Origin of the sequence: Hyphomonas sp. UBA3195 (assembly GCF_002366485.1) — a bacterium.
Lineage (GTDB): Bacteria > Pseudomonadota > Alphaproteobacteria > Caulobacterales > Hyphomonadaceae > Hyphomonas.
The window spans coordinates 72,027-90,188 of the sequence record NZ_DEXB01000025.1; the positions used below are offsets into that span (position 1 = coordinate 72,027).

At 59.1% G+C, this 18,162-nt stretch carries 21 protein-coding genes and 1 pseudogene; 12 read left to right on the forward strand and 10 right to left on the reverse strand.

Annotated features, from left to right (window positions below):
* Positions 1-10: 10 nt before the first annotated feature.
* The 3 genes from B2344_RS08290 to B2344_RS08300 form a co-directional block, all read right to left on the reverse strand.
* Positions 11-946: a hypothetical protein gene (locus B2344_RS08290; protein ID WP_290482447.1), complete on the reverse strand. Its 936-nt coding sequence runs from the start codon at positions 944-946 to the stop codon at positions 11-13.
* Positions 947-961: 15 nt separating this feature from the next.
* Positions 962-1,945, reverse strand: a complete 984-nt coding sequence (locus B2344_RS08295; RefSeq protein ID WP_290484993.1) for a hypothetical protein — start codon at positions 1,943-1,945, stop codon at positions 962-964.
* A gap of 65 nt (positions 1,946-2,010) precedes the next feature.
* Complete coding sequence (locus B2344_RS08300; RefSeq protein ID WP_290484994.1) at positions 2,011-2,814, reverse strand: hypothetical protein; 804 nt, start codon at positions 2,812-2,814, stop codon at positions 2,011-2,013.
* Positions 2,815-2,909: 95 nt separating this feature from the next.
* Between B2344_RS08300 and trmFO the strand changes: the two genes are divergently transcribed.
* Together trmFO and B2344_RS08310 are read left to right on the forward strand one after the other, a co-directional pair.
* The gene (gene trmFO / locus B2344_RS08305) at positions 2,910-4,313 is read left to right on the forward strand and encodes a methylenetetrahydrofolate--tRNA-(uracil(54)-C(5))-methyltransferase (FADH(2)-oxidizing) TrmFO (protein WP_206992523.1); all 1,404 of its coding nucleotides are present in this window, start codon (positions 2,910-2,912) and stop codon (positions 4,311-4,313) included.
* Between the two features lie 2 nt (positions 4,314-4,315).
* The gene (locus B2344_RS08310) at positions 4,316-5,071 is read left to right on the forward strand and encodes a 7-carboxy-7-deazaguanine synthase QueE (protein ID WP_206992522.1); all 756 of its coding nucleotides are present in this window, start codon (positions 4,316-4,318) and stop codon (positions 5,069-5,071) included.
* Between the two features lie 3 nt (positions 5,072-5,074).
* Here B2344_RS08310 and B2344_RS08315 read toward each other — a convergent pair whose 3' ends face one another.
* Positions 5,075-5,815: a glutaredoxin gene (locus B2344_RS08315; RefSeq protein WP_290482444.1), complete on the reverse strand. Its 741-nt coding sequence runs from the start codon at positions 5,813-5,815 to the stop codon at positions 5,075-5,077.
* A gap of 50 nt (positions 5,816-5,865) precedes the next feature.
* Here B2344_RS08315 and B2344_RS08320 point away from each other — a divergent pair, with 50 nt between their 5' ends.
* Positions 5,866-6,288, forward strand: coding sequence for a MerR family DNA-binding protein (locus B2344_RS08320; protein WP_206992520.1), 423 nt, complete (start codon positions 5,866-5,868; stop codon positions 6,286-6,288).
* Here B2344_RS08320 and B2344_RS08325 read toward each other — a convergent pair.
* Positions 6,285-6,932: a squalene/phytoene synthase family protein gene (locus tag B2344_RS08325; RefSeq protein WP_206992519.1), complete on the reverse strand. Its 648-nt coding sequence runs from the start codon at positions 6,930-6,932 to the stop codon at positions 6,285-6,287. The two genes, B2344_RS08320 and B2344_RS08325, sit on opposite strands and share 4 nt — an antisense overlap.
* A 65-nt stretch (positions 6,933-6,997) precedes the next feature.
* On the opposite strand from B2344_RS08325, the gene B2344_RS08330 reads away from it, so the two are divergent.
* The 4 genes and pseudogenes from B2344_RS08330 (at position 6,998) to B2344_RS08340 (ending at position 10,025) form a co-directional block, all read left to right on the forward strand.
* On the forward strand, positions 6,998-7,606 hold the full coding sequence (locus B2344_RS08330; protein WP_290484995.1) for a superoxide dismutase: 609 nt from the start codon (positions 6,998-7,000) through the stop codon (positions 7,604-7,606).
* A gap of 43 nt (positions 7,607-7,649) precedes the next feature.
* Positions 7,650-7,712 (forward strand): annotated as a pseudogene (locus B2344_RS16015) (zinc-ribbon domain-containing protein); the annotation flags it as partial.
* Positions 7,713-7,745: 33 nt separating this feature from the next.
* The gene (locus B2344_RS08335; protein WP_290484996.1) at positions 7,746-8,312 is read left to right on the forward strand and encodes a hypothetical protein; all 567 of its coding nucleotides are present in this window, start codon (positions 7,746-7,748) and stop codon (positions 8,310-8,312) included.
* A 195-nt stretch (positions 8,313-8,507) separates the two neighbouring features.
* Entirely contained in the window at positions 8,508-10,025 is a 1,518-nt protein-coding gene (locus tag B2344_RS08340; RefSeq protein WP_290484997.1) for a DEAD/DEAH box helicase, read from the forward strand.
* Positions 10,026-10,095: 70 nt separating this feature from the next.
* Here the strand turns inward: B2344_RS08340 and B2344_RS08345 are convergent, their stop codons facing one another.
* Complete coding sequence (locus tag B2344_RS08345) at positions 10,096-11,532, reverse strand: coniferyl aldehyde dehydrogenase (protein ID WP_290484998.1); 1,437 nt, start codon at positions 11,530-11,532, stop codon at positions 10,096-10,098.
* A 148-nt stretch (positions 11,533-11,680) separates the two neighbouring features.
* Between B2344_RS08345 and B2344_RS08350 the strand changes: the two genes are divergently transcribed.
* The 3 genes from B2344_RS08350 (at position 11,681) to B2344_RS08360 (ending at position 13,564) form a co-directional block, all read left to right on the forward strand.
* A complete protein-coding gene (locus B2344_RS08350) occupies positions 11,681-12,478 on the forward strand; it encodes an enoyl-CoA hydratase/isomerase (protein WP_206992514.1) in 798 nt (265 codons plus the stop codon).
* A 91-nt stretch (positions 12,479-12,569) separates the two neighbouring features.
* Positions 12,570-13,064, forward strand: coding sequence for a DUF3291 domain-containing protein (locus B2344_RS08355; RefSeq protein ID WP_206992513.1), 495 nt, complete (start codon positions 12,570-12,572; stop codon positions 13,062-13,064).
* A complete protein-coding gene (locus tag B2344_RS08360; protein ID WP_290484999.1) occupies positions 13,064-13,564 on the forward strand; it encodes a SixA phosphatase family protein in 501 nt (166 codons plus the stop codon). The genes B2344_RS08355 and B2344_RS08360 overlap by 1 nt, the downstream gene beginning before the upstream one ends.
* A gap of 5 nt (positions 13,565-13,569) precedes the next feature.
* Here B2344_RS08360 and B2344_RS08365 read toward each other — a convergent pair whose 3' ends face one another.
* The 3 genes from B2344_RS08365 to B2344_RS08375 are packed head-to-tail and all read right to left on the reverse strand — an operon-like array spanning position 13,570 to position 16,223.
* Entirely contained in the window at positions 13,570-13,827 is a 258-nt protein-coding gene (locus B2344_RS08365) for a DUF3253 domain-containing protein (RefSeq protein ID WP_290479087.1), read from the reverse strand.
* Positions 13,824-15,059 (reverse strand): serine hydrolase domain-containing protein, encoded by a 1,236-nt coding sequence (locus tag B2344_RS08370; protein ID WP_242517490.1) that lies wholly within the window; start codon positions 15,057-15,059, stop codon positions 13,824-13,826. Before B2344_RS08370 ends, B2344_RS08365 begins: the two co-directional genes overlap by 4 nt.
* 3 nt (positions 15,060-15,062) lie before the next feature.
* The gene (locus B2344_RS08375; protein WP_034814156.1) at positions 15,063-16,223 is read right to left on the reverse strand and encodes an acyl-CoA dehydrogenase family protein; all 1,161 of its coding nucleotides are present in this window, start codon (positions 16,221-16,223) and stop codon (positions 15,063-15,065) included.
* Between the two features lie 107 nt (positions 16,224-16,330).
* Between B2344_RS08375 and B2344_RS08380 the strand changes: the two genes are divergently transcribed.
* Positions 16,331-16,759: a PaaI family thioesterase gene (locus B2344_RS08380; protein ID WP_206992510.1), complete on the forward strand. Its 429-nt coding sequence runs from the start codon at positions 16,331-16,333 to the stop codon at positions 16,757-16,759.
* A complete protein-coding gene (locus B2344_RS08385; protein WP_290485000.1) occupies positions 16,756-17,544 on the forward strand; it encodes an SDR family NAD(P)-dependent oxidoreductase in 789 nt (262 codons plus the stop codon). Before B2344_RS08380 ends, B2344_RS08385 begins: the two co-directional genes overlap by 4 nt.
* Here the strand turns inward: B2344_RS08385 and B2344_RS08390 are convergent.
* Positions 17,541-18,155: a glutathione S-transferase family protein gene (locus B2344_RS08390; RefSeq protein ID WP_034814162.1), complete on the reverse strand. Its 615-nt coding sequence runs from the start codon at positions 18,153-18,155 to the stop codon at positions 17,541-17,543. The genes B2344_RS08385 and B2344_RS08390 overlap by 4 nt on opposite strands.
* Positions 18,156-18,162: the final 7 nt, after the last annotated feature.

An 18,162-nucleotide genomic window follows, 5' to 3' on the forward strand; every position in this document is an offset into this window, starting at 1 on the left:
GCCTGTCGCGCTAGACGAAGGTTTCGTTGATCGCCGCCGTGTCCGTCCAGTTCGGGTCGGTCTTCGCAGCCAGCGCTGCGGGGCCACCGAACACATGCATCATGATGCCAGCCAGCCCCATATAGATCAGCCCGAAGAAAATCGCGGGGATGATGAATCCCGGCGATGCAAAGGCAGCAAGTATCGCGGCCGGATCGTCCGATCCGCTCTGCATGACCGGCATCAACGCCAGGACAGCGGTCACCGCGAAGACCAGATACAAGACAAAGATGATCGCCATCATGATCAGCGCCAGGATCAGCCAGCTGCCGATCAACGTCCACACCTTGCCTTTGGTGGCGCGCCACGCACTGCCGAACCGAATCTTGCGATCCCGAATGGTCATGGCGGCCGCGGGTGAGAAGCGCACAGCAACCCATATTGCGAACACCATGTAGGCAAGCATGACAATCACCGCCACAGCTCCGGCGGCCAAGGCGCCATCACCGCCCGCGGCGGCTCCGATGATCATGGGGATCATCATCAATATGAACATCCCTATATAAAGCAGGATCAGCAGACCGAACCAGAACAGGCCGACCACGAACAGGCGGCCTTCATCACCGCCAAGCTTCAGGCTGAACCCGTCGGCGCGCATGTAGCGCCGCTGGCTGGCGGCTTCGAACATGATCCACATCAGGATACCAAAGACAAAAGAGACCAGATAGCCGAGCGCCACCCGGCCCATATTCTCCGGCATCACCTGATCCATCATGTCGGGATCTTCCATGACGATGGGATTGAACGCAGCACCATAGATGGGCGCCATGAGGTAGAGGCTGAGCCCCTGCACAACAATTCCGATCAGCGCGTATGCCAACGCATACTTCCAGAGAAACCCTTTCGGTCCCCCGGTTTTGCGGAAGTGCCCCATCGCATTCCCGACTGAAAATTCCAGAGTATTCATCAGCTCGCCCTCTCTTTAGCTGAAAGTATCCACACGATACGTATCGTCCACACTGCCGCGCGGGTCATGCCTCGCCGCAAACGCAGCCGGCGCGCCAGCGACATGCATGAGCAGCCCCGACAGGAACAGGCGCCCGATCAGGTAGACGGCCAACACCACGATCACCCCACTGCTCATGAAGGCTGCGGCAATGTCATCGCCAGTCTGAACATTCTCAAATGCTGGCGCCATCATGAACATCATAGGCAACTGGAGCAGTTGGTCGGCGATGCTGACGACGATTCCACCCACGATGCTGAGGATGAGATATGCACCGAGGATTGGCCAAAACCGGCCACGCGACACGTTCCAGGCATCGAAAAACCGGAAAGCCTTGTCTTTTATGGTGAGACCAAAACACGGTGCCAGCCGCGTTGCGAAAAACGCGTAGACAAAAAACAGCACGATCCAGAGCCCGAATGCACCCAGGATCGTACCCACGACGCGGCTCGCGATCTGTGACTCGGTAACGCCATCGGCCGCAAGCCCCACTGCCGTGGACACGGCCCCAAAGAACATGAGCACCGGTACAATGATGAACAGGGTTTGCATCACGGCCCAACAGAGTCCGACCGCCATCATTCGTATTTCATCCCCTCCGAAACCGAGGGAAAATCGCTCATCGCGAACATATCGCCGTTGCGACGCGGCTTCGAACATTGCCCAGATGATCCAGCTGCCGAGCATGGCGAAGACCGCCCACCCGACCAGTGGCTCCATCGCACCCAATATCGCGGCGAATACGGCTTGAGGGTCCCCCCGACCGACCGAGGCCTGCTCCAGCATTTCTATGGTCTGGAATACTTGTAAAAAATCGTCTTTGGCGAAAATCAGGATCGCCAAGCTGCACAGGGTGAACACACCGGCAAAGGCGAGAGGAAAGACCCAGAGAAAGCTCCGCACATGCGCCGCACGGAACGCGAACATCAGCGCGCCATCAAATGAAAACCGGCTTGGCATGTGGCAGAGCCCCCCTGAACTGCTTATCAGGCGTCAGGATAGGACGATTTAGATGACAGGTGCAATCATTCGCTTGGCTCGGCACCAGGGTGCAGCTGGTGCAGGGTGGCCACCGCCAGGCCATGTCCGCCAAGCAGGAACGGCACCAGCAGGGCCATGCCAATCGCGCCTGACAGGAAGGCCCCAATGGCGCTATCGCCCCAGATATCCCGCAAGGTCCAGTTGATCAGAACCGCCACAGCAAATGGCAGGATGTGTGTCGCCAGTCCCGCGAGACCGAGTTTCACAGCGTGGCCCTTGGTCCATGGCCATGTGCGAAACACCAGTGTCTGGCCCGTCGCAACCGTTGCAGCGCCAACCAGCAACAGACGCAATGCTATGAAGAACAGTATGGCTGCACCCGCCAGACAGGCAAGGATCAGCACCGCGCCATAAGCGGTCGGCAGCATGTCGATCAGCGCGGCCTGCACGACTTCTGGCGGCGTCTCCGCATCAACATCCACCCGACCGGAAGCCTTGAGCAGGATTCCGGGCAGAATCAGGAGGAAGAACCCGATGAAGACACCCACAAACAGGAATGCCACGTAGATCGCCAGATTTGCATGGGCGAGGCGCAACCGGTCTCCCGTCCCGGTGTCCAGCATGGCGCGGTACACAACCAGCGAAAATTCGATGCCGACTACGAACACGACCAGCGCAGCAATGGCCGGCGCTGCATCGCCCATTGAAGATCCAGGTCCCACGGCGAACGTGTAAACCCCGCCTGCCACAATCAGGGCCAGCATGATGACCAAGCTGGGCCGCGCCGCTTTCAGCGCAAGGGACCAAGCCTCTGAAACAAGGCCGGGAATGGAGAGTTCACGAGTCATACCCGACTCCTTACACGCCTCACCGCGCGCTCGCCACGAGGAATCACGGCAAACGCCATCTTGACGGAGGGGCCGTCGCCCCGCACATCCGGCCCATGAGCATCAAACCCATTCATATTATCGGCGGCGGCATGGCCGGGTCGGAGGCCGCCTGGCAGGCCGCAAATGCAGGCGTGCCCGTCATCTTGCACGAAATGCGCGGCGTCAAAGGCACTGATGCGCACCAGACCGACAAACTGGCGGAGCTGGTCTGTTCCAATTCGTTCCGGTCGGACGATCACGTCTCGAATGCCGTCGGCGTGCTGCATGAGGAAATGCGCCGCGCGAATGGCCTGATCATGCATACGGCAGCCGAGCACCAAGTGCCCGCCGGCAGCGCGCTGGCCGTGGACCGCGAAGGTTTTGCAGAAGCTGTCACTGCCAAGCTGGAAGCCCATCCGAACGTCACCATCATCCGCGAGGAAATCGACGGTATCCCGCCCGAAGACTGGGACAGCGTGATCGTGGCCACCGGGCCGCTCACCTCGCTCAAGCTCGCGGAAGCCATCCACGCCCATACTGGCGAGGATGATCTCGCTTTCTTCGACGCCATCGCGCCAATCGTCTATTTCGACTCCGTCGACATGACCAAGGCTTGGCGCCAGAGCCGCTATGACAAGCCCGGACCCGGCGGAGACACAGCGGCGTATATCAACTGCCCGCTGGATGAAGACCAGTACAATGCCTTCATCGACGCGCTGATCTCGGGCGAGAAGACCGAGTTCAAGGAATGGGAAAAAAACACGCCTTACTTTGAAGGCTGCCTGCCGATTGAAGTCATGGCAGAGCGCGGTCGCGAGACGCTGCGATTCGGACCGATGAAACCGGTCGGCCTGACCAATCCACACCAGCCGGACATCAAGGCGCACGCCATCGTCCAGCTGCGCCAGGACAATGCCCACGGCACCTTGTGGAACATGGTCGGCTTCCAGACCAAGCTGAAATATGGCGCGCAGACCGATATCTTCCGGATGATCCCCGGCCTCGAAAAAGCAGAGTTTGCGCGGCTTGGCGGCATCCATCGCAATACGTTCCTGAATTCGCCGAAACTGCTCGACGAGCAGCTGCGCATGAAAACCCTGCCGCGCTTGCGCTTTGCTGGCCAGGTTACCGGCGTCGAAGGCTATGTCGAAAGCGCGGGCATGGGCTTGCTCGCCGGTCGCTTTGCCGCGGCAGAGCGCCTTGGCCGTCCATTGGCGCCGCCGCCCGAGACGACCGCACTCGGCTCGCTAATCCGCCACATCACCGGCGGACACCTTGAAGGCAAGGCGACGTTCCAACCGATGAACGTGAATTTCGGCCTGTTCCCTGAGATCACCGACTTCCCCAAACACGGGCCCGACGGTAAGCGCCTGCGCGGCAAGGACAAGGGCCGCGCCAAGAAACGCGCGCAGGCCGTACGCGCACTGGAAGACTTTGATTCCTGGCTGTCGGCCACCAGCCTGGTCCCGGCAGAATAAACATGCGCCTCGCCGTCACAGAGCCCGGCGTGCCCGAGATTTTCCATTCGCTACAAGGCGAGGGCGTCTCGGCCGGCAAGCCGAGTGTATTTGTGCGCTTTTCCCAGTGTAACCTGCACTGCGTCTGGTGCGACACGGCCTATACATGGAATTTTCTGGGGACGGAGTTTGCTCATCGCGATGACCTGCCGGGCGCCCCGAAAAAATTCGACCGCACAGCAGAGACCGTCGATGTATCTGTCGACGCCCTGACCGAGAGACTGATCAGCCAGCCTTGCCGCCGCATCATCTTCACCGGTGGTGAACCTTTGCTGCAACAACGCGAACTCGGTGAGTTAATCCAAAATCTCAAAACCTTCGACCCAGACTTCTATATCGAGATCGAAACCAATGGCACGATCAAGCCTATTGGTCTCGCGGCGGAGCTGATCGACCAGTTCAATGTCTCGCCGAAGCTGGCCCATTCCGGCAATTCGGCCTCAATCCGTCTCAGGCCCGAAGTGCTCGACTTCTATGCGAGCGACCCGCGCGCGAACTTCAAGATCGTCGTCGCAAACCCGTCAGACCTCACAGAAGTTCACGCCCTTGTTGCACAATCCGGTATGCCCACCGGTCGCGTATGGCTGATGCCCGAGGGCCGTACGCCCGCCGAACTTCGTGCGCGAGAAACATGGCTTGCCGAGGCATGTCTTGAAGCTGGCTACAATTTCACTGACCGCCTGCACATCCATCTGTATGGCGATACACGCGGCACCTGAGCCTTATTTGGCCAGCATCCACACAGCCATTGCGATCATCATCAGGTTTTCGGTCAGGGAGACAAAGCCCAGCGGCACATTGCTGTCTCCGCCGACACAGGCGCATTTCAGGTCTCGCTTCTCGATATAGACCGCACGGAAAACTGATACCGCACCAATCGTGCCAATGAACAGGGCGACCGGCGCCGCCAGAAAGATCAATGCGCCGGCAATCATCAGCACGCCTGCCAGCAATTCCGCAAACGGATAGATATAAGCGTACCTGACCCATTTCCGCGCCAACAGGTCGTAGCCGAGAAACGAGTTGGAAAAGCTTTCAAGGTCCCGCAATTTCTGGATGGACAGGATGCACATGCTGATCGCAATGAACCACTCCGCTGCACGGATGGTCAGCAAGCTGCCATAGGTGGCCCAGCTGACAGCTAGCGCCATCAGGGCAGCCGACGCGAAGATGGCCATGACCGGCGTATAGGTCTTCGTGTCCTTGTCCTTCGCAGGCTGGCCGAAGAATTCCTTCAAGGCGTCGTATCCGCCGATCCGCTTTCCGTCGATGAAAGTCTGAGGCGTCGTCTTTACATCATGCTCTCGCTTGAAGGCATCGGTCTCCTCGCGGCTGGTCAGGAGATGATCATCCACCGCATACCCTTTGCGGTTCAGAAGCGCCCGGCTTTTCAGCCCGAACGGACAGACATGCGACGGTGTTTTCATCCGGTAGAGATGGGCGACGGGTTTGGTCGTAGACATGGGAAACTCCGATTGTGGACTTCAGACCTTGCCTATATAACCCCCGTACCATGGTACGGTTGCAACACGATCTTCAAATCTCGATTGGAAAATTGGCCAAAGCTGGAGGCGTAGGTGTGGAAACCGTCCGCTATTATCAGCGTCTGGGTCTGATGCCGCTACCGGAGCGCCCACAAGGCAGCGGCGTCTCAGGTGGCATCCGCCAATATGGCCGTGCAGATATGGAACGCCTTCGCTTCATTCGCTCTGCGCAGGCCGCCGGCTTCACGTTGAAGCAAATTGCCCGCCTGATCGAACTCGACGCGATGACAGACCGCACGGAAGCGAGACAAATGGCAACAGATCGTCTCAAGGCGCTGGATGCCCAGATCAACGAGCTACAGCAGGCCCGGGCGTCATTGAAACGGCTTGCGGAAGAATGTGCATATGAGGATGGCGGCCCATGTCCCATCCTGAAGGCGTTCGAGCCCTAGACCTTGCCGCTACGGACCGCCTGCAGCACGCAGAGCCGTTTCTGGATCGCGTTCGGCGTCTTGCCCTCGGTGTAGAGTTTGCGCAGCCGGAAATGCGCAATGGCTGGCCGGATCGGCTTCGGTGCAGGCGGCAGGATCGGGCCGAATGCCTTGGAGTCAGAGCGGCGAGCGGCGGCAAAATAGGGCGCGACGTTCCGGATTTCCTCAGCCCAGTTATGCATCGGCGTCAGCACATGCGCCGCCGTCAGCGCAAGCCAGCCTTCCGGTTCCAATGCCCGGTCCTGCGCTTCAAAGGCAGCCTGATAACCATCAATCAGATCCTGCAAGGCGCGTGCTTTCAGGCGCCCGGCCTCGATCTCTTCTTTCAAGGCCCGCGCGACGTCATGTTCGCGCACTTTGCCCATTTCAATTTCGGAAATTGCATCCCGCCACCATTGGAACCGGATCAGGCCAAGACCCTCTTCCGAAACCACCAGGCGCACCCGTGCCAGCTCGTATGCCAGCGCATAAAGTGCCGTCAGCGCCTGTCGCTGATCGTCCTTCGCATAGCGGCTGGAAATCCAGCGGTCTTCGTCTGCCCGCAGAATCCGCTTGTCGATTGCGGCCCATTGAGATTTGGAAAGAGGGCTAGTCTGGTTTGACATGCAACCCATATGTGGGAAGACGCGTAATTAGACCAGATACTTTGCTGCAAGAAAGGACGCCCAAAATGGCATTTTCCCTCCCTGATCTCCCATACGGACGCGACGCCCTGGCGCCGCACATCTCCGAGGAGACCTTGAACTTTCACCACGGCAAGCACCACGCCGCTTATGTCAACAACCTCAACGGCCTGATCGAGGGCACCGACCTCGAAAACGAGTCGCTCGAATCCATCATCAAGAAAGCCGCAGCCGATAGCGGCAAGGCCGGCCTGTTCAACAATGCGGCCCAGGTCTGGAACCACACATTTTACTGGCACTGCATGAAACCGGGCGGCGGCGGCAAACCGCACGGCAAAGTGGCAGAACTGATCGACCGCGACCTGGGCGGCTACGACCAGTTCGTGAAGGACTTCAAAGCAGCAGGCGGCGGTCAGTTTGGCTCCGGTTGGGCCTGGCTGGTCTACAAGGGCGGCAAGCTGCACATCACCAAGACCCCGAACGCGGAAACGCCGGTCACAGATATCGACGCTACGCCGATCATGACCATGGATGTCTGGGAGCACGCATACTACCTCGACTACCAGAACAGCCGCCCGAACTATATGGGCGCTTTCCTGGACAATCTCGTGAATTGGGATTTTGCGAACCAGAATCTCGCTGACGCGGGCGCCTGATTTGGGGTAAGGTCCTCTCGTCATATGGACGAGGGGACCGCCCATGTTTTGTACAAATTGCGGACAGAAGCTGGGAGATGGCCACCGCTTCTGCGCCAATTGCGGAACAGCTGTTACAGACGGCGCACACTCCGCCTCAATGCCATCCCTCCCTGCACAGAATGTTGATCCCAGCGTCGATTGGCGCAATTCGATGAATGTGGGAGAGATCATCAACCATCCCGATGTTCGAGCACGGGTCGTCCAAGTCACCGGGGCGACTCCCCAAGGGATGACCGCAGAACAGTTCTTCAAATATGCCGAGCCCGTCATGGCGGCGGCTGGCGCGGGCGGGGTCCCGCTGGCCGCGATGAAAGACATCGCCATCCCGCTTTATGCCAAGCTCGGCCTCAAGATGGACCGCGAACTGTCGCAAGGCTTTCGCAACACGTTCGGCGAAACGCTCGCTGCCGTGGTCTGTTCGCTCGCCAGCCGCAGCCAGCCAATCGTGGATATTTCAGAGGCAGGCGATGGCTGCATCATCAATTCCAAAATGGCCTCTTCTGTCTGGTCGTGGGAGGGCAACATGATCATCACTTTGGAATCCCGTGAGGAAGGCACATTGCTGAAAGGCACGATTACCGTGCCCGGACAGGCATTTGATTGGGGCCGATCCAAGCGCGTGCTGCAAAATCTGATCGATGACGTCCAGCGCTATCGCGTCTGACCTGCGCGCTCTCGGGCGAAAGCTGGGCGCCCCCCCTTCCATTTAGTCACAATTTGGCTTATGTGCAGCGCAACACGACGCTCCGGGCATGGAATTCGCCCGGCCCGCCAAAAGTGCACTAAGGCACTGAACGCGGGAAACTGCGGCCACCAAGGCCGCCGGGTTGAATCAGAAACCATTCCAGGAACCATAACATTGACTGACGTAACATTTGCAGACCTCGGCCTTGGGCCGAACGTACTTAAGGCTGTGGAAGAGGCAGGCTATACCACGCCCACGCCGATCCAGGCCGAAGCCATCCCCCATATCCTCGCCGGCGGCGACGTCACAGGCATCGCGCAAACCGGCACCGGCAAGACGGCGGCCTTCGTGCTCCCGATGATCCATCGCCTTGCGCGCGGACGGGCGAGGGCCCGCATGCCCCGTTGCCTGATCCTCTGCCCGACGCGCGAACTGGCCGCGCAGGTGGCCGAGAATTTCGAGAAGTATGGCAAGCACCTGAAACTCACCATGGCCCTGCTCATTGGCGGTGTCAGCTTCAAGGAACAGGAAGGCCTGCTCCAACGCGGTGTCGACGTACTGATCGCCACACCGGGCCGCCTGATGGACCAGTTCGAACGCGGAAAGCTGCTGCTGATGGGGGTCGACTACCTCATCATTGACGAAGCCGACCGCATGCTCGACATGGGCTTCATTCCCGACATCGAGAAGATTGTCTCCAAAATTCCGGCGAAACGGCAGACTCTGCTATTCTCGGCAACCTTCCCGACCGATATTCAGAGACTGGCGAAGACCTTCCAGCGCGACCCGGTCAAGATCGAAGTTGCCCGTCCGACGGACGCCGCCAAGACGATCACACAGCACGTGGTCCACATTCCGACCAATGACGCGAAGGCCAAGCGCACCGCGCTACGCCGCGTGATCGAGTCCCGCGACGTGAAGAACGGCATCGTCTTCTGTAACCGGAAGGTCGAAGTCGATATCGTCGCGGCCTCTTTGCAAAAGCATGGCCACGACGCCGCCGCCATTCATGGCGACCTGCCGCAGGCCTTTCGCACCCAGGTGCTGCAGCGTTTCCGTGACGGCGACCTGAAGCTGCTCGTAGCGTCGGATGTCGCCGCACGCGGGCTAGACATTCCGGACGTCGGGCATGTCTTCAACTATTCGCCGCCACCCAAAGACGAGGATTATGTTCACCGGATCGGGCGGACCGGCCGCGCCGGGCGTACGGGCGAAAGCTTCACGGTTGTGTCACCGTCGGACGAAAAATCCTGGGGCTTTGTCCTCAAGATGATCCAGCAGGATGTCGAGGACTATATGCCCGAGGGCCTGCTGGAGGAACTCGGAGACCTGCCACCGGATGAAAGTCGCAGCCGTGGCCGTTCCCGGTCAGGCAGTCGTGACGACAAATCACGCGGAGGTCGCTCGCGCAGGCGTCGGCGCGACGAGAACACCGACAAGCTGGAAGAGGCAACTCCCGCCGAGTCCAAGCCTAAAGCCAAGGCTGAAGAGCCCAAGGCAAAGACTGAACCGAAGTCCGATGCCCAGACCGATGATCGCCCGGAAGAGAAGCCAAAGCGCGAGCGTGCGGCGAAGCCAAAACGCGATCGCGAACGGGACCGCAAGCGCAAGGATGACGACCCTATCCTCGATCCGGCTCCTGAAAAGGTCAAAGGCTTCGGCAGCGACATTCCAGCATTCCTGAAACGCTAGTTCGAACAGACCGCAAAAGAAAAAGCCCGCCAGCATTGCCGGCGGGCTTTCTTGTTTCCGGAAACAAAGCCTAGCGCTTGATGCGGCCTTTCACCTGACCCCGGAACTTGTCGCCATAAGGCGGGCGCATCATGGCCAGCATCTCACTGCCCGTTTGCGTGTACACTGACTTCTTGTGACTGAACTCCATGAAGCCGTCCCGACCGTGATAGCTGCCCATGCCGGATGGACCCACACCGCCAAAGGGCAGGTCTTCCTGCGCGACATGGAAGATGACGTCATTCACGGTCACGCCCCCCGACGTCGTATTGTTCAGCACGTAATCTTTCTCGGTCGAGTCCTCACCGAAATAGTAAAGCCCAAGCGGCCGGTCATGCGCGTTTACATATGCCACCGCATCTTTTGTTTCACCATAAGACTTGATGGGCAGGATCGGACCGAAAATTTCATCCTGCATAACTTTCAAATCATCGCCCGGATTGACGATAATGTGCGGCGGGATCTTGCGGTGCGGCTGCTGGGAGAAGTTCTCTCCCGCCGGATTGAGCTCGTGGACCTCCGCGCCTTTTTCGCGCGCTTCCTCGATATAGCTCATGATCCGGTCATAATGGCGCTGGTTCACGACTGATGTGTAGTCGTCATTGTCTTTCAGGCCCGACGGATACATCGTCTCAATGGCTTTGGTCGCCGCGCCCACAAATTCTGCGGTCTTTTCCTGCGGCACGAAGGCATAGTCTGGAGCCAGGCAGATTTGGCCTGCGTTCAAAGTCTTGCCCGCCATGATACGGCTTGCCGCTTTTTCCATATTGGCCGACCGCCCGAGGATGACCGGGCTTTTCCCGCCAAGCTCCAGCGTCAGCGGCACGAGATTGTCTGCTGCGGCACGCATGACGTGGTGCGCAATCGACGTCGCGCCCGTGAAGACCATATGGTCAAAAGCAAGCTTGGAGAATTCCGCGCCCACTTCCGGACCGCCCGTGATGACCGCCACTTCTTCTTCGTCATAATACTGACCAATCAGCTGTTTCATCAGCTCTGAGGTCGCCTCGGTGAATTCCGATGGCTTGATCATCGCGCGATTGCCAGCAGCGAACACGCCCGCCAGCGGCGCGAAGGTCAAGTTGACCGGGAAGTTCCAGGGGCTGATCACACCGATCACGCCCTTTGGCTGGAACTGAAGCTCCGCGCGCGAGCCGAGCAAGCCAAGCGGAAATTCGACCTTGCGTTTCTCAGGCCGCATCCATTTGGCGACATGCTTCTTCGAGAATTTGAGCGCGCCGATAGACCCGGCAATATCGGTCAAATTCGACTGGTCCACAGATCGATGGCCAAAATCTTCCCGCATGGCTTCGGCCAGAACGTCGCCATGCGTCACCAGAAGGTCGATGGACTTGTCCAGCCATTCGATTCGTTTCGAAACGGAGGGAATGCCGTCGCGAATATGTGCGGCTTTCTGGCGGCTCAGTATCGAGCTCATGCCGGATCCGGTAGCACTATCTAGGGCCATGTATTTCTTCCTTTGGGTCGTTTCCTCACCTGAGTGTAACGCGCATTGACCCCTGAACAAAATAAAAAACATTTCCGTTGGGTCAGGCGTTCACGCGGGCCAGACGACACAATAGGGTGTAAAAAAACGTCCATCGGGAGCGGAACACATGGCCTACACAAAAATTTCCTATGAGCTGAAAGGCGACATCGCCGTCATCAGCTTTGATGATCCAAGCACGCTGAATGCCTGCGGCGTCGATACAGCGCAGGAATTGCTCCACGCATTCGAAGTGGCAGCGGACGAGGCGCGTTGCACTATTCTTACCGGCTCAGGTCGTGGCTTCTGTTCCGGCGCGAATCTCGGCCCCGGCGGTCTCAGCGTACAACTCAGCCATGAAGGCTCCAAGCCAGATGCGGGGCGCGCCCTCACAACGCACTACAATCCGCTGATGCAGGCCATCAAGGAACATCCGCATCCGGTCATTACTGCCGTGAATGGTCCCGCTGCTGGCGTCGGCTGTTCACTCGCACTTGTTGGCGACATCGTGGTTTGCGCCCAGAGCGCCTATTTCCTTCAAGCCTTCCGCCGCATAGGCCTCGTACCAGATGGCGGATCGACCTGGCTTCTGGCCCGCACGATCGGCCGCGTGCGCGCAATGGAAATGGCGCTGTTCGGCGATAAGGTCCCTGCGGAAAAAGCGTTGGAATGGGGCATGGTCAATCGCATCGTTGAGGATGACCAATTGATGCCCACGGCATTGGAAATGGCCGAGAAGTTGGCAACCGGCCCGACCATCGCCCTGTCTCTGGCACGCGAGCTGATCTGGAAAGCCTGCGAATCCGACTTCGACGAAGCCATCTACGACGAGCGCATCGCTCAACGCACTGCTGGGCGCACGGATGACTTCAAGGAAGGCGTTACCGCATTCCTCAAGAAACGCCCGGCAGAGTTTAAAGGGAAGTAGCCGGAAGGTTTATTTTTTGCCGTCCGTTTTCTCTTAACAATTGCGAAACGGCTTTGTCATATCCCTGTCCAAATTGGACGGGGACATTTCAATGACGACGGAATACCGATTGATTCACTTCAATTGCGCGCGCCCATTAGGCGCGTTCAACATGGAGAATGAATTCGTCCGGGTATTCATGGCAATTTTGCCCCGTATCTTCACTGACGCGGACTCGTTTGACGGCATGCATTGGCATACGCACGGCATCCGGCGCCCAAATGGTGACTGGTATGGCATGCAAGATGCCTTTCCTTATCCCCGCGACATGGCTGCGCCGGATGTGTGCACCATGGCTGGCTGGACATCGATCGAAGCCCTGAAAGAGTTCTCTTACAATGGACGCACACACCCACCCGGGATGCGCCGTCTGTCCGACAGTCTGGACCGCAGTGACGGGGCCAGCTTCGTACTCTGGTGGGCCCCGCGGGGTGAGCGCTTCTCGATGCAGGATGGCTGGGAGAGGCTGCAATCCCTGAGGCAGAACGGTCCGACAGAATCGGCGTTTTCCCTTGAGCGCCCGATCCGCAAACCGGTGGCAGCCTGATGCTGACACGGAGACTTGCACTCGGGCTTTTGGCGTCGATCCCATTGGCGGCGTGCGCCTCGTCGCCTGCGCCAGATGCCCGCCAAATCTATCTGGTCCGCCACGCAGAGAAAGCCGCCGGAGACGATCCGGACCTGACGGTTGTCGGTCGGGCCAGGGCTGATATTCTCGCAAACGAATTGAAGCAGGCCGGCCTTACAGCGATCTACTCAACCGATACCCGGCGCACGCGACAGACAGCTCTTCCAATTGCCAAGGCCACTGGCCTCACCGTGCTGCCCTATGACGCCGGTAATCTGGAGACCTTTGCGAACATGCTCCGCGCGACGCCCGGAAACATCCTCGTCGTGGGCCATTCCAACACCACGCCCGAACTCGTCAAAGCACTCGGCGGCAAACCCGGCGCGCCGATTGTCGAGGCCACTGAGTATGACCGCCTTTACGTGCTGACCTCCAAGGGCCACAGATTTCAGACAGAAATCCGCCGCTATGGAAACTAGCTCCGTCAGGCTGGAAGGCCCAGCCGATAGACGCCCTTGAACACATCCGGATCCTCGACAGGTTTGCCTTTCCGATAGATCAAGACTGTGCCCGCCTTGTGCAGGCGCACGGCTTCTGCCCGCACATCCTTCAGCACACGTTGAAAATTCGCATCGCTCACGGCGCGCGCTGCCTGTTCAGCACTGATCGTCTTGCCCGGACCAGCTTCTGTGGTCAGATCTAGAATCGCCTGCCTGACCGGGTTCGCTTTCTCCTCGCTCACCAGTCCACCGCCGCATAAACGAGTTGCTGCAATTGTGGCCTGATCGGATAGGTGCCTGAAGGGATCATCTGTGTCGCCTGGATGACGACCATTTCTTCTTCGGGATCAATCCAGAAGAAGGTGGACGCAAGGCCACCCCAGCTGAAATTGCCCAGACTGGAAGGCTGCATCGAGGCAACCGGATCAGTCAGCACAGAGCCCCCGAGCCCGAAGCCATTGCCTTCCATCCGCGCTTCGGAGAACGTCTTGTCTCCCATCTCCTTGATCGTCTTGCCATCCGGAAGATGATTTTGGCGCATGAACTCCCACGTCTTCGGGCTGATGATGCGGGCGCCGTCCAGCGTACCGCCACGCATCAGCATCAGGCAGAAACGGTGATAATCCCGCACGGTAGAGGCCAGACCGCCGCCAGCATTCAGTAGTTTCGGACGCTTGCTATAGAGCTTCGATTCCTTGCCAGCGGCATCGGACATCGATATCTCGCCAGTCAACGGATGCTTGTTGTAGCATGCCATCAACCGGTCAATCTTGCTCTCCGGCACCCAGAAGTCGGTATCATCCATGCCAAGTGGACCAAAGATACGTTCCCGGAAGAATTCATCGAGAGGTTGCCCCGCAACGATTTCGACAATCGCGCCGAGCACGTCAATGGAATGCCCATATCCCCATTGTGTGCCAGGCGAGAATGAGAGCGGCAGTTTCGCGATCCGCTGGCTCATTTCCAGCAAGGTTTCGGTCGGCGCACCGATCTTGTGCTTGCGATAGATCGCGTCAGGTTCGTCCTGCATCAGGAAGCCGTACGTGATTCCCGATGTATGCGTGAACAAGTCCAGGATTGTCATCGGGCGGTCAGGTGCGCGGGTCGTATAATCCTCGCGATTGCCTCCGTCGAAAACCTGGACGTCCGCGAACTCGGGAATGAAGCGCGAAACTTCATGGTCCAGGCGCAACTTGCCCTCCTCAAACAGCATCATCGCCGCCAGCGACGTGACTGGCTTGGTCATGGAATAGATTCGGAAGATCGTATGCGGACCGATCGGTTCGCCTTCGCCAATATGCGTGGTGCCGGAATAATCCTCCAGCGCCACCTCGCCCCCGCGTGACACCAATGTCGCCACGCATGGTAATTTGCCTCGGTCGATATAGTTCTGCTGGAAATATTGCGGAATGGCTGCAAGCCGTTCGGCATTCAGGCCCACATCATGCGGGTCGGTCAAATCGTGTTCGAACATGGCTTAAAGTCTCCCGGCTTTGGCCGCCTTGGCCAATTCGCGTGCGATGATGATCTGCTGGATCTGGCTGGTGCCTTCATACAGGCGGAAGATGCGCACGTCGCGGTAGAATCGCTCGATGCCATAGTCGGAGACATAGCCTGCGCCGCCAAACACCTGCACCGCACGATCAGCCACCCGGCCGCACGCCTCGGTGGCAAACAGTTTCGTGGAAGAGGCGAGTAGGGTGACATCCTCGCCCGCATCGCGCCGACGCGCGGCATCCATGATCATGCATTCCGCCGCATAAGTCTCAGCCTGGCTGTCAGCGATCATCGCCTGGATCATCTGGTGGTTCATGATGGCCGTGCCGAATTGCTTCCGCTCGAGGGCATAATTCACCATCTCGCGGATCAGGCGTTTCGACACGCCCGTCGCTACGGCTGAGATGTGCAGGCGTCCCTTGTCGAGCACGCTCATCGCAACCTTGAAGCCTTCGCCTTCCTTGCCGATGATGTTCTCGGCTGGCACGCGGGCATCTTCGAAGATCACGTCACAAATGTGCGCGCCCTGCTGGCCCATCTTCTTTTCCGGCACACCAACCGACACGCCCGGTGTGTCGCGTTCCACGACAAAGGCTGACACGCCCTTTGGGCCCGGCGTATCCACATCGGTCCGCGCCATGACTGTGAACAGGTCCGCCTTGTTGGCATTGGTGATGTAGCGCTTGGTGCCGTTCAGCACATAATGATCGCCGTCACGGATTGCCTTTGTGGTCAGGCTGCCCGCATCAGAGCCCGCTTCCGGTTCGGTCAGCGCAAAGCTCGCGATCAGATCGCCTGACGCGATGCCCGGCAGCCATTTTTCCTTCTGCGCGTCGGTCCCGAACAGGACGAGCGCCTGGCTCCCAATACCGATATTCGTGCCGGCCACACTGCGGAAGGCTGGAGAGGTCTGGCCGAGCTCAAACGCCACCAGCGCCTCGGTCTCCATGTCCAGCGCGAGGCCGCCATACTCTTCCGGCACCGCAATGCCGAACAGGCCGAGATTCTTCATCTCATCGACCACAGCCTGCGGAACTTCGTCCTCGTCGCCCACTTGCGCCTCGATCGGCACGCATTTCTCGGTCACGAAGCGGCGGACCTGCTCGATCAGCGCCGCGCGGATTTCGGCATCGAATGCCATACGATTTCCTCCGATTATATACCTTCCCGCGTAATCTATGCCCCAACGGCACGCTTGTCGAAGGGTGACTGTGCGGTATCGTGCCGGAAAAACAGCAGGGAGGCGGAATGACCGCAGAAACAGTCCAAACCGGGGAGTTTGCCGGCTGGCAGACATGGCCCGACGAGCCGTTTGAACACGATGCCGCCGGTCCGTTCTATTTCAAGATTGACGATGATGGCCCGGTCGCGGCCTTTCGGGCACAACGCAAGCATATGAATGCGGGCGGCGTGATGCATGGCGGCTGCCTGATGGCGTTCGGTGACTTCTCCCTGTTCGCGATCGCGCATGACGGCATGGAGGGCGAATACGGAGTCACGGTCGCCTTCACGTCTGAATTTCTGGATGGCGCGCTGGAAGGCGAATATATCGAGGCGCGCGGAGAGGTGCTCCGCAAGGGGGGCTCCATCACCTTCGTGCGCGGCCTTGTCACCGCGAATGGCCGCCCCGTCCTCAACTTCTCCGGCACAATCAAGAAACGAAAGAAACGCACATGAGCCACCCGCCATATCAGGATCTCTCGCGCTCCATTGAAGGCAAGACCGCACTCGTTACCGGCGCCGCCAGCGGCATGGGCCGCGCCACCGCCCACCTGTTCGCCCGCCAAGGCGCCAACGTCGCCGTGACAGACCTCAAGCAGGAAAATGTCGATGTCGTTGTTCAGGAAATCCGTGATGCTGGCTTCGCTAATGTGCAGGGCTGGGCGCTGGACGTCAGCGACAAGGACGCGATCAAGCGCGTCGTGGACGAGACGGCCGCGCATTTCGGCGGGCTGGAAATTCTCGTGAACAATGCCGGCTTCGCCAGGATGGCTGACGTTGCCGAGGAAAGCTATGAAGACGCATGGGCCGACAGCATCAATGTCATGCTGACCTCCCACCAGCGCGCCATCCGCGCAGCGCTCCCTTACATGCGCAAGGCAGGCTTTGGTCGCATCGTGAATATTGCGTCCACGGAAGGCCTTGGCGCCACGCCGGGCAATTCGCCCTATGTCGCAGCCAAGCATGGCGTCATCGGCCTGACCCGCGGGCTCGCCGTCGACCTTGGTCGTGAAGGCATCACCGTCAATGCGATCTGCCCCGGCCCGATCCATACGGGCATCACCGCTGGCATCCAGGACGAGCACAAGGAAATCTACGCCAAGCGCCGCGTGCCGCTCCGCCGATATGGCATCCCGGAAGAAGTCGCCAATATAACGCTATCTCTCGTCCTGCCAGCGGCCAGCTTCCTGACCGGCGTGCATATCCCGGTCGATGGCGGGATGAACATCAAGAACGCCTAGCCCGCAAAACCGCGTGCCTTCATGGCGTCGTACCAGCGACCGAGATTCTCGTGCTCCTTGTGCGGCGCCCATTTCATCACGCGGCAGAAGCCACAGGTGATGAACAGCGTAATGTCCGCAATCGAGAACCGGTCAGCCGCGAGATATTCGTGGTCGGCAAGGTGGGCATCAAATCGCTCAGCCATGCGCTTGGCGTTCTTCTCGCCCTTGGCAGCGGCCTCGGCGCTTTGCGGCACTTCCAGCGGCGCCATCATCTCATGCGCATTGCGGAACCAGGTCGCGAACTGCACCATGAACATCAGCTCGACTCGGCGATCCCACATCTCGATCAGGGCCTTTTCCTTCGCGTCCGTTCCCATCAGGTTCGGCTCCGGGAAGACATTCTCGAAATAAGTACAAATCGCCCGGCTTTCGGTGATCTTGGTCCCATCATCCAGCACCAGCGCCGGCACCTGCGCAAACGGAGAGACCTCGCGATATTCCTTCGTCCGGTGCTCCTGTTTCATGATGGAGACTTCTTCCAGATCCACCGCGTCCAACTTGCCTTTCGCGCGCAGGAAAAAGACAACCCGGTCCGGATTGGGGGCCATGGGGCTATGATAGAGTTTCATCGGTTTC

Excerpts from the sequence above, each read along its gene's own strand:
- B2344_RS08310 (WP_206992522.1), top strand. The coding sequence starts at position 4,316 with ATGCGCCTCGCCGTCACAGAGCCCGGCGTGCCCGAGATTTTCCATTCG.
- B2344_RS08375 (WP_034814156.1), bottom strand. The coding sequence starts at position 16,223 with ATGGCATTCGATGCCGAAATCCGCGCGGCGCTGATCGAGCAGGTCCGC.
- B2344_RS08330 (WP_290484995.1), top strand. The coding sequence starts at position 6,998 with ATGGCATTTTCCCTCCCTGATCTCCCATACGGACGCGACGCCCTGGCG.
- B2344_RS08345 (WP_290484998.1), bottom strand. The coding sequence starts at position 11,532 with ATGGCCCTAGATAGTGCTACCGGATCCGGCATGAGCTCGATACTGAGC.
- trmFO (WP_206992523.1), top strand. The coding sequence starts at position 2,910 with ATGAGCATCAAACCCATTCATATTATCGGCGGCGGCATGGCCGGGTCG.
- B2344_RS08325 (WP_206992519.1), bottom strand. The coding sequence starts at position 6,932 with ATGTCAAACCAGACTAGCCCTCTTTCCAAATCTCAATGGGCCGCAATC.
- B2344_RS08370 (WP_242517490.1), bottom strand. The coding sequence starts at position 15,059 with ATGTTCGAACACGATTTGACCGACCCGCATGATGTGGGCCTGAATGCC.
- B2344_RS08350 (WP_206992514.1), top strand. The coding sequence starts at position 11,681 with ATGGCCTACACAAAAATTTCCTATGAGCTGAAAGGCGACATCGCCGTC.
- B2344_RS08390 (WP_034814162.1), bottom strand. The coding sequence starts at position 18,155 with ATGAAACTCTATCATAGCCCCATGGCCCCCAATCCGGACCGGGTTGTC.
- B2344_RS08380 (WP_206992510.1), top strand. The coding sequence starts at position 16,331 with ATGACCGCAGAAACAGTCCAAACCGGGGAGTTTGCCGGCTGGCAGACA.
- B2344_RS08355 (WP_206992513.1), top strand. The coding sequence starts at position 12,570 with ATGACGACGGAATACCGATTGATTCACTTCAATTGCGCGCGCCCATTA.
- B2344_RS08385 (WP_290485000.1), top strand. The coding sequence starts at position 16,756 with ATGAGCCACCCGCCATATCAGGATCTCTCGCGCTCCATTGAAGGCAAG.
- B2344_RS08320 (WP_206992520.1), top strand. The coding sequence starts at position 5,866 with ATGGTACGGTTGCAACACGATCTTCAAATCTCGATTGGAAAATTGGCC.
- B2344_RS08295 (WP_290484993.1), bottom strand. The coding sequence starts at position 1,945 with ATGCCAAGCCGGTTTTCATTTGATGGCGCGCTGATGTTCGCGTTCCGT.
- B2344_RS08315 (WP_290482444.1), bottom strand. The coding sequence starts at position 5,815 with ATGTCTACGACCAAACCCGTCGCCCATCTCTACCGGATGAAAACACCG.
- B2344_RS08335 (WP_290484996.1), top strand. The coding sequence starts at position 7,746 with ATGCCATCCCTCCCTGCACAGAATGTTGATCCCAGCGTCGATTGGCGC.
- B2344_RS08300 (WP_290484994.1), bottom strand. The coding sequence starts at position 2,814 with ATGACTCGTGAACTCTCCATTCCCGGCCTTGTTTCAGAGGCTTGGTCC.
- B2344_RS08360 (WP_290484999.1), top strand. The coding sequence starts at position 13,064 with ATGCTGACACGGAGACTTGCACTCGGGCTTTTGGCGTCGATCCCATTG.
- B2344_RS08290 (WP_290482447.1), bottom strand. The coding sequence starts at position 946 with ATGAATACTCTGGAATTTTCAGTCGGGAATGCGATGGGGCACTTCCGC.